This is a genomic window from Xenorhabdus sp. BG5 (genome assembly GCF_015163665.1).
In the GTDB taxonomy this organism is placed as follows: domain Bacteria; phylum Pseudomonadota; class Gammaproteobacteria; order Enterobacterales; family Enterobacteriaceae; genus Xenorhabdus.
Window position 1 is genome coordinate 23,740 of sequence record NZ_JADEUG010000025.1, and the last position, 13,431, is coordinate 37,170.

At 42.6% G+C, this 13,431-nt stretch carries 12 protein-coding genes; all 12 read right to left on the minus strand.

Annotation, left to right across the window (positions count from 1 at the left end; translation table 11 throughout):
• Positions 1–620: 620 nt before the first annotated feature.
• The 12 genes from IQ209_RS13095 to IQ209_RS13150 are packed head-to-tail and all read right to left on the minus strand — an operon-like array spanning position 621 to position 13,198.
• Positions 621–1,247, minus strand: a complete 627-nt coding sequence (locus IQ209_RS13095) for an alpha/beta fold hydrolase (RefSeq protein WP_193851719.1) — start codon at positions 1,245–1,247, stop codon at positions 621–623.
• Positions 1,244–2,521, minus strand: coding sequence for an MFS transporter (locus IQ209_RS13100; RefSeq protein ID WP_193851720.1), 1,278 nt, complete (start codon positions 2,519–2,521; stop codon positions 1,244–1,246). The genes IQ209_RS13095 and IQ209_RS13100 overlap by 4 nt, the downstream gene beginning before the upstream one ends.
• Positions 2,490–3,443, minus strand: a complete 954-nt coding sequence (locus IQ209_RS13105) for a TauD/TfdA family dioxygenase (protein ID WP_193851721.1) — start codon at positions 3,441–3,443, stop codon at positions 2,490–2,492. Before IQ209_RS13105 ends, IQ209_RS13100 begins: the two co-directional genes overlap by 32 nt.
• Positions 3,440–5,035 (minus strand): asparagine synthetase B, encoded by a 1,596-nt coding sequence (locus IQ209_RS13110; protein ID WP_193851722.1) that lies wholly within the window; start codon positions 5,033–5,035, stop codon positions 3,440–3,442. Before IQ209_RS13110 ends, IQ209_RS13105 begins: the two co-directional genes overlap by 4 nt.
• A complete protein-coding gene (locus IQ209_RS13115; protein WP_193851723.1) occupies positions 5,035–6,513 on the minus strand; it encodes a fatty acid--CoA ligase family protein in 1,479 nt (492 codons plus the stop codon). Before IQ209_RS13115 ends, IQ209_RS13110 begins: the two co-directional genes overlap by 1 nt.
• An 8-nt stretch (positions 6,514–6,521) precedes the next feature.
• Entirely contained in the window at positions 6,522–7,268 is a 747-nt protein-coding gene (locus IQ209_RS13120; protein WP_193851724.1) for a class I SAM-dependent methyltransferase, read from the minus strand.
• Positions 7,265–8,641 (minus strand): 2-isopropylmalate synthase, encoded by a 1,377-nt coding sequence (locus IQ209_RS13125; RefSeq protein WP_193851725.1) that lies wholly within the window; start codon positions 8,639–8,641, stop codon positions 7,265–7,267. The genes IQ209_RS13120 and IQ209_RS13125 overlap by 4 nt, the downstream gene beginning before the upstream one ends.
• On the minus strand, positions 8,638–8,862 hold the full coding sequence (locus tag IQ209_RS13130; protein ID WP_193851726.1) for a hypothetical protein: 225 nt from the start codon (positions 8,860–8,862) through the stop codon (positions 8,638–8,640). Before IQ209_RS13130 ends, IQ209_RS13125 begins: the two co-directional genes overlap by 4 nt.
• A 7-nt stretch (positions 8,863–8,869) precedes the next feature.
• Positions 8,870–9,511 carry a phytanoyl-CoA dioxygenase family protein gene (locus IQ209_RS13135; protein ID WP_193851727.1) on the minus strand — a complete coding sequence of 214 codons (642 nt, stop codon included), beginning with the start codon at positions 9,509–9,511 and terminating at the stop codon, positions 8,870–8,872.
• The gene (locus IQ209_RS13140; protein ID WP_193851728.1) at positions 9,508–10,116 is read right to left on the minus strand and encodes a thioesterase domain-containing protein; all 609 of its coding nucleotides are present in this window, start codon (positions 10,114–10,116) and stop codon (positions 9,508–9,510) included. The genes IQ209_RS13135 and IQ209_RS13140 overlap by 4 nt, the downstream gene beginning before the upstream one ends.
• Entirely contained in the window at positions 10,116–11,390 is a 1,275-nt protein-coding gene (locus IQ209_RS13145) for a hypothetical protein (protein WP_193851729.1), read from the minus strand. Before IQ209_RS13145 ends, IQ209_RS13140 begins: the two co-directional genes overlap by 1 nt.
• Positions 11,387–13,198 (minus strand): non-ribosomal peptide synthetase, encoded by a 1,812-nt coding sequence (locus tag IQ209_RS13150; RefSeq protein ID WP_193851730.1) that lies wholly within the window; start codon positions 13,196–13,198, stop codon positions 11,387–11,389. The genes IQ209_RS13145 and IQ209_RS13150 overlap by 4 nt, the downstream gene beginning before the upstream one ends.
• Positions 13,199–13,431 lie beyond the last annotated feature (233 nt).

Genomic DNA, 13,431 nt, shown 5'->3' on the forward strand with positions numbered 1-13,431 from the left:
CCGCCAAAAAGTGACGCCTTAAATCCGTAAACAGTCAGCAAAAGTCGTACAAGCGTTAAAATGCCAGTAGGCACTGCAAAACGCCGTAAGGTTAGAGTTCAAACGGGAGCAATGAGTTAATCGTTTAGGTGTAGAAAGTAGTCTGCTGAATATTTCAAACAGGAATAGTCAGAAACATGAAAGGGATGCGTGAAAGACATCCAGTTGTTTATTGAAGATAAATGAAATGTGATCTGGTACTGATATGAAAAGTCAGTGCATGAACCAACATCCAACAGTAACAAGATAAAACACTTTTTGGGTGTATTTTTCAGTTTAAGAAACCTTCATCACCAGACAAGGGGTTTATGTCTGACAATATCTGCTTCCAAAGGTGGGCAGATGTACCACAATCTTGCTCTCCCTTTCAGGCTACGAGAGTTTTGTTTCGCCACCCTAAGGAGATCCTGACAGGCGATGGATCTTTGATAACAATTAAATACTTTATCGGTTGGAACGAGTAGGGTCAAATTTTTATTTGATATGAAATTAAGAAAAAACGATAGGGATAATCTAGGTAACAGCTCTTCCTAGCGCTTTCAAAGTAAATTTTCTTATTGAGGTCTGTGATTCCCTTATACTTATCTGCTATACAGCCATTCGTTCTCCATTAAAGGGGACATATGTCCTCCTATCCAATTAATTAACCGTGCATTTAGTCGGCTGGCAAAAATATGTTGTAGTAAAGGAGGTGTTAGCAAATCTTGCTGTGTGATTACATAGCTAACTGGACAGCTCAAGTTAGTTATACGTGGTGGTGGCGGAGAAAGTAATAACTGCACTGGCTCACTTGGTGCTAAAGGAACAGATTGGCCTAAAAGTGTGAGGAAGAGTTCAGGTTTATGTATGTAGATACGGCCACTACTTATATCCAACCTACAACTTTCTGATAACGCCTCTTGTCCACTCTCTTGATAGCTTTCAAGAGCACTGCCACCTTGGCTAATCAGCGCACTCAATAACCATAAATGGCTAACCTTTTCTCCCAATCGTGCTGCTAGGCATTGTGCTAGATATCCTCCGAAACTGTGACCAATAATTTCTATTGGTTTATTAAAAGTCGAGGCGAGCATTTCCGCTTCATCTAGCCAATGCTGGAGGTCACACTCTGATTGGTCTCTGATATCATCTACATCTTCCCCAATCAAATTTGGAGACCAAACACTACGACGTAAAAAAAAACCTGAAACCAGAATACGTGCAGTCATGGTGTAGTTACCTCACTTTGTGTCCGTTTCATCGCGTTTACAGTGCGTTGTAGCATCATAGTGAGCAAACAAAGCCCGGCTAAGCTAAGAAAAAGTATCTGGTGGTTGCCAAGATCCAACATTAAACCACCATACAATGGAGCAAGGGCACTGCCCAGTAGGTAAAGGTTAGCGGCACCAAAATAGCTCCCACGTAACGCATTTGGGGTTATCTGATCCACTTCCACACTGAAGGTAGGGAATACTACCAATTCACCCAGACTAAGGATGATGGTTGCTATAGCGAGCATATAAAATTGTGTAACAGGAGCAAAAGCGAATAACAGCTGTGCCAGTAACATCATTAATAGTCCTGTTATTAGCCTAACTCCAGTCGAATAACGTTGTAACAGACGTAATAAGGGAAACTGAGCGATAATAATAGTCAGAGCATTAATCGCAATCAGGGTAGCAATCAGCGACATAACATTTGGTACATGACTACGAGTGAGATATTGGACCAATGTGGAATCAAAGCTGGCGTATACTAAGGCTGCTAACATATTACAAAGCATCAACAAAGCAAAAAGTCGATGACGGATCATTTGTCCGCAGGCGGCAAAAAACGTGGAAGATGTGGTACTAGTTTGCTTTGGTGTAGTACTTCGCCATACGGTATAGTGCAGTAAGCGCCATAGTAACAGACCATAAATAAAATAGATTGAGGCAGTGATTAAAAAGGTTAAGCCTTGTTTGTCAACACCTAAGGTCACCCCAAATAATGGGCCTACCGCAGCGCCGGCATTGATAGCGTAATAACGGCAATAGAGTGCCAGCTCACGCGAAGCCTTATCATTAATACGATCTCCTATCAATGCCTTGCAGCTGGATTCAAGTAGAGCACAACCGATACTGACACCAGCAATACCAATGCCATACAGTGCGGGGTTATTACCATAGCTTAGCAAGACAAAAGCCAGTGCACTCAATGTGGTTCCACACAGTATAAGGCGTTTACGACCAAAACGATCTGATAACCAACCAGTATAGACGCCGCTGATTGCACCAAAGATGATAGCTATGGAGAGTAAGGCACCGATGGTAGTCGCAGAGAAGTTGAACTGGCGGTACAGTATCACTGCTAAAAAAGGCCAGATCATAAAATAGGCTCCCCGCGTTAGCAGGGTGCCTACCAACATCAAATGAATTTCTGCAGGTAGAGCACGAAAACGTGCCAAGGTAAAGGTTTTACTCTGCATCGGATCACCATGTCTTATCTGCCAGGACGCCACCACGCAAAGTTCCTGCGTCTACGCTATGAAACAAAGGCAAAAAACTTGTGGGTAATGGACGAGTAAATTCACTGCTAAGCCAACAACGCAACAAGCAACGCTCATGTTTTTCATCATTTTCAAAACAAGTGCGAGCATGTAATGTAATGTGGTTATTGACCATTACCAACATTCCTTTACTGAAGTTCAGTTCAGCGTAATGACCAGGTTGTTCAACAATTGAATCTATATCTGTTAACATCTGTTTGATTTCTTGTGACTGCTCTATGCCATGGCGAACTACTGAGTCGTTAAATTTACGTATATAACGTAAAACGAATTGATCATGATTTTCACTCAATAGCGGCAAAGCAATCCAAGATTGATCACCTTCATCACGCAAATCATGAGGAATGGGCTTTTTTAGGTGAGAAAGCCAAGTAAACTGGCGTTGTTCTGCTTGCAATACTACATCGGCAGAAGAACGAATGCGAAAAGCACCTCCGCGAGCAGCAGGGCTCCAACAACCCAGCACAGTGATATCTGCCCTATCAGAATGAAAAGCGAGCTCTTGATTAGTTAAGTGTCCACGTTGTGGCATATTAAGATTATCGCGTACACCATGATCACGAACTTCTTTTAAGTAGTGCCCTTGTTTGTTAATTGAAACTGGAATACCAAACCAAAGACAAAACTTATTAAACAGCGCTCGAAATGGTTCAGCCGATAGGGATTTGAGCGTTGGGGAATCATGCACTACTACACCACTTTCCAGCTCAAGTTCTCGATGCAAATCACGACGCAATATATCATCACTCTTATCGGGCTGATAACCTTCCGCCATTGCGCTAAGCAGAGCTTCCAGCGACTGATTAAAACGAGCCGAACGTTCAAACACGATATTTCCTCGCCAGGCAATCGGGCGCGGGTAGGAAGAAAAACTCATAAATTCACCTCATATTCTTGTTGCCAAAGGGAAAGCGTAGTTAGAGTAAAAAGTTGAGTATTATCCGCCGTTTCTATATATGCAGGTGTTAAATTCACCAGACCGATATTGCGTAATGCCTCGCAGTGTTCCTGCAGATAGTGACGCATTTCCTGTACTGCTTTAGGCCAATAGGCGAAGGGTAATCGGAAGTGCTGCTTAGGTTTCCATTGCCAGTTTGGTAGCCGTTTCTTGAGTAAATTACACAGTGGGACTTTAGTGATACCATCCACAAGGCGTGTAGAACGACTTGCCAGCCTACCGAGTCCAGCATGTAAATAAGGTGTTCGAGCTTCAATTGTGCGTGACATCAGGAGATGATCAGCTCGACGCAGCAGGGGCTCCAAAGAGTAATGCAGATCGAAATGGTCAATAGCTGCTTCATACCCTTTCTTTAGGGCTGAATTAGAAATCTCTTCAATTTGATCATTCAGTTCAGAGGCAATTTTAGAAGAAAATAACTTTGCTTTGTTTTGATAGTCGCCGAACCAAATGCGAGCAAAGCTGCCTGCATCATGTAGCTTTGATTGTTGTAGGTCAAGGTGGCGTGGATAGCCCCAGAACAACTCGTCAGCCCCCTCTCCCAGCAATACACAGTGGTATCCTGCATCTCCGACTGCATCCGCTAATTGTTGATACATTAGCAGGCTGGACATACGGGTTGCTGCACCAAAGTTTTTTACCGCCTTTCGCAACACAGGCATAAAAGCTGTTTGTTCCAGAGAAATCCGATGCAAATTGGGCTGTAGGCGCACTGACTCCTCGGCACCTTCTAAGGCCAGAGTGAATTTAGCTATATCAGGCTTCATCCAGGTATTAAGCAGAGTTGAGTCTATGCCCCCACTGAGTAACAGTGCTGATGGACGAAATGTCGCTTTACAACGGCTGATAGCCTCACCTAATGTTTCTTCAATTGAATACGATGATGGTTCAGTTTGAGGAAAAAAATACTGGCGTTGAATCAACTGTGCTTGCCCTTCACTAAGCCTAAATATTAACTGCTCCCCAGGGGATACAAGGCGTATACCGGAAAATAAACTTTCGCCTTCTAAAGTGACTCCTGTTGTCACAACCTGAGCTATCGCAGCGATATTTGGTGCACACCCACCCAACAAAGTCAGTATCGGTGTAAGCTCGGATGAAAATATCAGCCGTCCACGATCTGCTTGATAAAAATAGTAGAGAGGTTTGATACCGTAACTATCACGTTGTAGTGTCAATGAAGCACTATGCGGTTGCCATAATGCCAGTGCAAACATTCCATCTGGTAGTATTCCTTTTTCTATTCCCTCACAGAGCAAGCGAACTTCATCCTCAATTCCCACATTTGGGGAGTAAACTTCACCATTATATGCGGCATAAGTTTCTCCATATTTCACTGGTATCGGTAGTGAGGCTGCACTAGACATTGGCAGGCGTGTCATTCCTAATGCACCTGTAGGCAAGTCAACAAACCCATTACCATAAGGACCCCGATGATGAAGATTCTGAAGTGCTTGACGAAAACGAGCACCATCAAACCCTGGTCCAATATCACCCAAAATGCCGCACATTATGATACTCCCTGGGTAATAAGTTCGGTAATAGCGCGTCGGTCGTGTTTACCGGCACCATTTAGTGGGAGTTTTTTATTGAGACAAAAAACAGAACGCGGGGCACGGGATATACCTAAATGCTGTTGTAACCAAGTTAGCAGAACACCTTCTTGCCCAAATTCTCCTTGGATAACCGCAACATAATCTTCACCATAAATATCACAGGGCACTTTCAGACAACATACATCTATCACATCACTACGAGTATTCAACAATTGTTCACATTCGTTAAGGTGGAACAGGTTTCCCCCTTTATTTATTGTTCCATCCACACGACCCAATACATAAAATCCACCTTGATCATCGAAATAGGCAATATCTTGGGTATCCAGCCAGCCATCATGTACCACTTGTGCCGTTAGCTCGGGCTGATTTACATATCCTGAAAACAGACTGGGTGTTTTCACCCATAATCGCCCGCGAGAATCAGGTTGGGTAATTTCATGACCCTGTTCATCAGTCAAACGTAGTGTCAGGCCAACAGCAGGTCCTACCGTATTGTCAAATCTATTTCTATTTAAGCGACCAAATAAAAAGGCAAAGCCACACTCACTCAGTCCATAAATGTTAGCTAACGGAGCAAAATTACGCTGAAATTCATCTTGTAAACCAGCATCCAAGCGAGCTGAACCAGACACGCACAATAAGCGGGATAATGGGAAAGGAACCGTGAGCGGAACCCCTTCCTTAACCATAAAATTGACAATGGGTGGAACCATATAGAGAAAACTGATATTGAATCGTTCTACTAGCTGCCAAAATTGTATGCAGTCAGACCAGCAATGTTGTGGAAGTAGTACTACACTGCCACCATACAGTAAGGGAAACAGGAAGTTGATACCAAGTATCCCTAATCCGCTAACTCGATAAAAGCAGCCGGCGCGAGTATGTTCTCCTATCTTTAGGCAGCGCTGACCAATGGCATAGGCGCTCACCATCGCTTGCTGACTGAGAACGATACCTTTAGGTTTACCTGTGGTCCCTGAGGTAAAAATAATCATTCTGCTATTTGCGGCTGCGTGCTCATCAAACATCTCAACAGAATCGGATGAAAAATCAGGAATAAATTGCAATGTGGCAAACTCATCCTGAATAGGGACAGCACTTACCAATATCTGTAGCGCCATTTCATCAATAATTGCCTGTTTTGCTGTAATACCCCATTCAGGATCGATTAGGACCAAATCTTTTCCTGAACGGATAACGCCATAAATCATACACAGGCAGTTATAGCTGTTGTCCAGTATCACACCAATGCCTTTGCTGGGTAAATCTGCAAACTGCCAAGCCAGAGCATCGACAAGCATATTGGTTTCTTTCCATCGATATTCAATAACTGATTCGGGTCTTAAGGCATCAATTAACAGAGATTGCTGTGGCGAACTAAGGGCTTTCTTACGGAGTGTAGTATCCAGCGTGATGGGCAGATATTCCATCTGTCCTCCTAGCGGTTTACCGCAGTAAAAGCATGAATATCAAAGTTAACAGCAATCGAATTAGCACCACCAATTGTCATGACATTTTCCATAAATTCATGAGCGTAAGCCTCCCCGCCTTCCAGTTCAATATAGCGAGTCACGTAGCTAGTCGACAAAAAAAACAAGGCTATTTCTTCCGCGGAAAGGAAAATAATATTGGCAAACACCTCACGTTGTGTGTTATGCAGGTGTGGACAATTACGCATCAGTTCGAGCGTATCATCATATTGTGTCAGACGGGGATCTCGGTGTTTTGCCCAGCGCGAGATCAACTCTTTTTCGATATAATCGCGCAATGGCCCATAAACCATTGGAAAATCATATTTATAGGCGCAAAAAAGCCCTCCGGATTTTAACCACTTTTGTAAATTCATTAACACTACTTGACGATCCATCCAGTAAAATGAAGTTGCACTGGTTATCAGGTCATAATTGCGTGGCGGAGAAAAAGTTTCTGCTGGAGATACGCTAAACGTTATATCAGGATAGCTATGACACGCTCGCTCAATGAGAGCATCACCAAGATCACATCCTTGAACATAAACAAAATACTCTTTCAGACGAATGGTAGAAACCCCATTGCCGCAGCCAATATCCAATGCAGCTTCATTTGAAGGTGCTCGGACAGAGAGTGAACGATATAACTCATCGGGGTAGGTGATCTTTCCCCTTACGACATCATAAGATTCTGCATTTTTATTAAATTGTTTCACTGTGTTATCTCCAATAAACTTTCATGATAATCGCCTTTATGGACAAAGTTAATATAGGTGCCACAACCGCGAATAAAGCGATAGGAGTGAGCCACACCCGCTGGGATAAAAACACTGGCTGGGCTATGTATATGACGAATATCACCCCCAAGATCGACTTCCACCTCTAGGCCGATATAGTCCTGACCATCTCCTAAGAACAAGAATACGGAGTCACAATTATGAGTGTGGCTATCAACATGACCTGTCTCTGCAGACTCATCAGCGCCTATCATCGAAAATTGGCGGGCAATAAAATAGTAGGGAGACCCATCTACCAATCGTTTATCCAACATCACAAAGCGTTTTCCTGGGCCGTGGCGGTGATACTTCAGTTCTGTTGAAGATTTTTCCAACGGAACCAGAAAAAGCTCTTGTTCTTGTAAGGGAGTAAAATGCTCCAGAGAAATGTGTCCCTTGATGAGTTTTGGATCAAAAATGCTGTAAGCAGCACTGTCTTTCTGCATAGCAAGTTGGTGTAAGCGAGCAACATGCACAAAAGCATTTTTACCTACAACCGGTTGCATTGGAGACATGGGTATTCGGCTATACGCTTCTACCAATTCAGAGAGTGCCAAAATTCGGGAAATATCAAAACGATTTTGTTCAAAACGTGTAGCAAGCAGCGTAATCAATTGGAAAGTATCAGTGATACCTGCACGTTCACCTATGCCATTGCAACTCGTAGAGATCCATTCAACTCCCGCTTCAATCGCTTTTAACGTGTTAGCGAGCGCGAGTCCTCTGTCGTTATGAACATGATATTCAAGAACAATATCAGGAAACTCATAGCGTAATAGCGATAACACATCAAAAGTTTCATCAGGTAGTAGAATACCTACACTATCAGCGAAACAAATACGATTAGCATCTGCTTCACGAGCAGTTATAATCATACTGACCAAGTCAGGGACTGCAGTACGCCCGGCATCTTCAATGGTTGCCCTAACTAGCAACCCTTGTTCACGGGCATATCGGATAGAAGAACCAAACATCGTTAACAATTCTTCGCGGCTCTTACCTTTAAACTTCGTTGCCATTGAAATTTCATTAATAGAGGCGAACAATCCAACCCAATGAGCCCCAGTTTGTAACACGGCATCGATATCTTCCAAACGAGCTCTGGCGTGAGCTAACACTGGCACAGGTGAGGTTGCTACCACAGCTTGAACACGTTCTGCTTCTTTCGACGAAATAAAAGGATGTCCACACTCAATCGTATCTACCCCTAATGCCGCTATTTCTCGGGAAAGTAATACCGACTGTTCAGTAGTAAAACAACACTGGCGAGTTTGCATGCCTTCTCTCAAGGTGCAATCAATAATACGTATCATGTAGGGTGCTCCATACTTCTGACTAAGGTTTCAAAACAAGGAGCAGCCTGAAAATCCATAATTTTTGGTGCATGATTAAATTGTCGAGCAAAGCGTGCTAGAAAAGTCACCATTTTCATTGAATGATTTAATAGTTCCTTGAGGGATTCATCAATATTGGCTTCTGAAATATCTCTATCAGGGAAAATAATTCTTAGATTATCAATTACCCATACTTTCATATTTGCCTCACATTAGTCTTTGATATTCGTTCTCTTCAACAAACACTATTGGCATGCCTATACGCAATTGACCGCTGATATTCATGTAACTACCATGCGGGGTTTTTGCAGGCCATACCGAGATATCTCCTGCTTGAAGTGATACATCCTTTAGTTCTTCCTGAGAAATTTGGTTTTTTTCGAGGTCGATGCACTTAAACATGGGATAATTTAGATCGAACTCGTGCGGGTAAACCACATCAGTATCGGGCAGATAAAACATACCTCCGTTCTCTTTAAATGCGGGGGTCAAAGCTACCCAGAATGTCCAAGCGGTATTAAAGGGTTTTTCCCACAATGCAATGTCCTGATGTAGAGGAATAAACGATTCATCAGCATGACGTTTAATAAAGGCTGCATGACGTAACAAACGCGGGTTATCGAGGTATTGACTTACAATTTTCGTCAGACCAGAACCATAACTCCATGCCTGCCAGAACTGCGGGTCATGATTAGAGATATTGCGGATTTTTTTTGCATAACGCAGTTTATCATCACCAATATCGAACTCAGGCTCTAGCCCTGCAGATGGAGAATCGGATTGTGCAAGAATCCAATCCAGCGCCAGTTTTTGAAAATCAAGTGAAATTGCCTGCCTATGAAATATCATGAAAAGGTAACCTCTTGAATTAATTGGATAAGGTAAGAAATTACGCTACTCTCTTTCATCACCTCGTGATGACATAACGAGACATCGAATTGGTGTATGTGCTTGATCAATAAATGCCAGTCAGTGTTTACGTTGATATTATTTCGAGTGCAACGTATCCACCATGCTTGTTGCAAGGCTGGTTTTGGTTGCCATTGGCTGAATAGGCTAATGTTATTTAGAATGACAGGTAACTTTATTTCATTAAGCTCCTGCATCAAGGAAAGCCAGTCTTGTATATCTGTTGTTAGCCAGTGTTGGTACTGTTCGTCGATAGGCATTTCACGTAACGAAGACGAAGGCAAATGGCTGTCCACCATAACTAAGCGGGCAGTAGGAAAATTGCGTTGGCAGAGTTCATATCCCAGAGCACCACCGAACGAATAGCCAATAATCCAAGTCGGCTTATATTTCAATCCATCAGCGATAAGATCAGCCAGTTCAGAAAGATCTTCTTTCATAGCTAATGTGTGATAATTAACGCTTTCCACCTGTTCAGGCAGATGGGAAAGCAGGGACTGAAAACAACTGGGATGTCCGATGAAATCAGGAAGCAAAAATATCATCAGGTCAGCTCCTCCACCAAGGCACTGTGTAAAGCGTTGCTAAATGTTTCTCCCCAGCGGGTTGTTAGCTTAACGTGCCAGAATCCTGGTTTTCCATGAGTGACGGTTATGGTGATAGGCTTCCTGCTACGAAATTCAGGATGATGCTGAAATCCTTCCATTACTATTGGTGTATCTATGAAGTTGATCATCACGATAGCATCACGATAACTAAGCTCACACAGAGAAGTAATTTCCTCCTGGGGCAGCTGTGCGTGCTCTAGCCACGACAAACGTAGCTGGTCAAACTCCGTTACTTCATAACGAGTATCCAGCAGTATCGGTAACAGATTGACATAACATCCACTGCTCGTATTTCGCCCTATACGGCGCAAAGTAACCGGAGTTACTGCTAACTGAGGACCATTAATATTCAGCTTAACCAATGTCCGTGAGAGCGACAGAATCATACGGGTAAACATTTGTGGTTCATCGTGCAATGTGAAGCTCATCAATGAGCTCTCGGGTAACAACTCCCGTGTCGGGGGCATGGCCAGTGTGCTGAAAAACGTTTTTTGATTGCGCCAGAAAGTTTGCAACCGTTCTCGGTGTACTGTGATTTGTTGTTCTAGAACCCAAATTTGTTGAATAAAATCCAGATCAGGCTCTGGCCATGCAGCTGTCTTTAACCAAACTTGTACCCGAGAAAGCAATGTCTGAACAAAGTCGGCATCTGCAACCAAGTGATGCAGCCATATTCCCCACCGCATATCCTTACCACAACGTGCATATACGACTCGCAGCATTCCTCTTTTAAACACAGAGTGAGAGTGCTGTAGTTGTTCGCGAATAAAAGCCTGGGCATCTGCATACTGCACAGATTCCTGATATTCAGGTTCAGCATTATATGGTGAAGTAAAAAGACGTAATTCTAATCCACTATCTCCCCACTCCACTGCACTATTGAGAAGTGGAAAGGTTCTATATAGACCTTCGATCAAGTTTTTTAGTTTGGAAGATTCTGGAGGGATCGAATCTGGTGCCAAGTAGAACAATCCGAATTGTGGACAGTCTCCGGAAATAATCTCACTCAGTACCATTGCATTAAGCCAGCAAGGAAGTGGCAAAATGCAGGAGCTATCACTATAAGAGGTAAGCAGCTGTTCTTTTCCTTGCTGTAGCCAGGAACGTTCCTCTTGATCTAACTGTTGCCACTGACCATAAATAACCAGCCGATTACCAAATGGTAAGCAATAAATTTGCCGCTGAGATAACTTCTCAAAGATTTCATTCATAGTACCAGAACCCCCTCAGGAACAGGATTCTGTAATGTATTGACATCAATTCCCTTGCGGGTTAACAAGGAAGCAAAATCAGCAAGAGTCGCATGCTGATAAAGCTCCTGGAGGGAAAGTGCCACATCAGAATAGTATTGAAAACAAGTAGCCAATACGCGCAAAACATGTAATGAATTACCACCTGATTCAAAAAAATTGTGTGTTGGAGAGGTAACTGGATAGCCCAGCAATTCTGACCACCAGATGGCACAGGCTGCTTCTTGCTGGCTCATTTCCATAGTTGATGATTGTGATTGTAATGCTTGCCATTGCGAAAAAAGCGCTTGACGATCCACTTTTCCATGTTGAATCAAAGGTAGTGAACGGACACAAAACCAAGAGGACGGACGTTCCCAAGAAGGAAATTTCAGCATAGCTTGACGAGCTGGACGATCATCTTCTGCTTGTAGTACGGCTATCAGCTGTTTACTACCATGATATTGCTGCACCAATAATGAACAATCTTCTACTCCCGGAATATTGCGCAGTCTATTTTCTATTTCACTTAAATTAATGCGGTAGCCATTAATTTTTATTTGACTGTCCGCTCGACCAATAAAATGTAGATTTCCCTCTTCATCATAATATGCAAGATCACCTGTACGATAAGCTCGTTGGGATATTCCCTGCCAAGTAATAGTAACAAAGGCTTGTGCTGTACGTTCTGGATCACCGAAATATCCCAATGCTAATCCTTCCCCAATAGCATATATTTCACCACTGACACTGGGGGCAGTTATATGTTCACCTTGCAAATCGCAAAGTAATACCTGCGTGCCGTTGATTGCCTGTCCGATAGGGATATCATGCCCCGTTAAATCCTTAGCCCGAATTATGTGGCAACAAGTAAACGTAGTGTTCTCAGTTGGACCATAGCCATTTACAAAATTGATTTTTGGATGGGCAGTAATGGCTTTACGTACATGAGAAACTGATAAAATATCTCCACCAGTTAGTACAGTATGTAATCCATGTAGACATTGAATATCAGTATCAACGAAAGCATTAAAAAGGGCTGTAGTCAGCCACAGGGTATTAACGCCATAATAGTGAATGGTTTTTTGTAGAGCCTGTGGGGTCAGTATTTTTCCTTGATGGATGATACAAGTGCCGCCATTGAGCAATGCTCCCCAGGTTTCCAGAGTAGCAGCATCGAAAGATAAAGGGGAATGAAATAGAAATACTGGACGAGAGTCAAAGTCGAGAAATGTTTGTTGGCGACAAAGACGGATAATACCCGCGTGAGTACAAACAATTGCTTTTGGTTCACCCGTACTGCCGGATGAAAAGTTAACATAAGCCGCCTGATGAGTTGGTACATCGGGAAAAGTACTTGGAACAAAGCAACTATCGCTCTTAATTCTTACAGAAAACAATGTAATACCGTTAGGTATATTTGTAGGGTAACTACCTGTGGAATAGAGCATTATATGGCAATCTAGCCGACTAAGTTGCTGTTCAAGCCAAGTTTTTGGTTGATTTAAATCAACATAGACATAGTAATTTCCGGAAAGGACGATTGCCAATAAAGCAACAATAGTTCTGACATTATGAGGACCTGCGACAGCAATACACTTCCCTTTACCTTGCTGGATATTCGCCAAATGCACGCAGAGCTGGCTTGCCGCAGCATATAGCTGCGAATAGCTTAAGGATTCTGTTTCGTCAATAACAGCCTGTGAGTTCCCATAAAGATCAACAATATGGGATATTATAAAATTTATTGATTTATAATTATCCATTTTCCCAGTAACAATATAGTTCAATCTTTTTAGCCCGGAAGAAATCTTAATTAAAACTAAAGAGACAATCCATATAATAAGAGCTGGTTAATTAAACAAACTTTAAATAAATGTCATTACCTTTGTTAAGAAAATGTTATTTAAATGATTTTATACATACATAGAGAATGCTATTAACTGCATAAATTTGGAACTGCAGTGGCACAAAACTAATGGCCAGCCAGAAAAAGTTTCTCGCTTAATCGGGTAATAACCAT

Coding starts and splice junctions, on each gene's coding strand:
- IQ209_RS13140 (WP_193851728.1), bottom strand. CDS start 10,116: ATGATATTTTTGCTTCCTGATTTCATCGGACATCCCAGTTGTTTTCAG.
- IQ209_RS13125 (WP_193851725.1), bottom strand. CDS start 8,641: ATGATACGTATTATTGATTGCACCTTGAGAGAAGGCATGCAAACTCGC.
- IQ209_RS13145 (WP_193851729.1), bottom strand. CDS start 11,390: ATGAATGAAATCTTTGAGAAGTTATCTCAGCGGCAAATTTATTGCTTA.
- IQ209_RS13115 (WP_193851723.1), bottom strand. CDS start 6,513: ATGGAATATCTGCCCATCACGCTGGATACTACACTCCGTAAGAAAGCC.
- IQ209_RS13095 (WP_193851719.1), bottom strand. CDS start 1,247: ATGACTGCACGTATTCTGGTTTCAGGTTTTTTTTTACGTCGTAGTGTT.
- IQ209_RS13110 (WP_193851722.1), bottom strand. CDS start 5,035: ATGTGCGGCATTTTGGGTGATATTGGACCAGGGTTTGATGGTGCTCGT.
- IQ209_RS13130 (WP_193851726.1), bottom strand. CDS start 8,862: ATGAAAGTATGGGTAATTGATAATCTAAGAATTATTTTCCCTGATAGA.
- IQ209_RS13135 (WP_193851727.1), bottom strand. CDS start 9,511: ATGATATTTCATAGGCAGGCAATTTCACTTGATTTTCAAAAACTGGCG.
- IQ209_RS13105 (WP_193851721.1), bottom strand. CDS start 3,443: ATGAGTTTTTCTTCCTACCCGCGCCCGATTGCCTGGCGAGGAAATATC.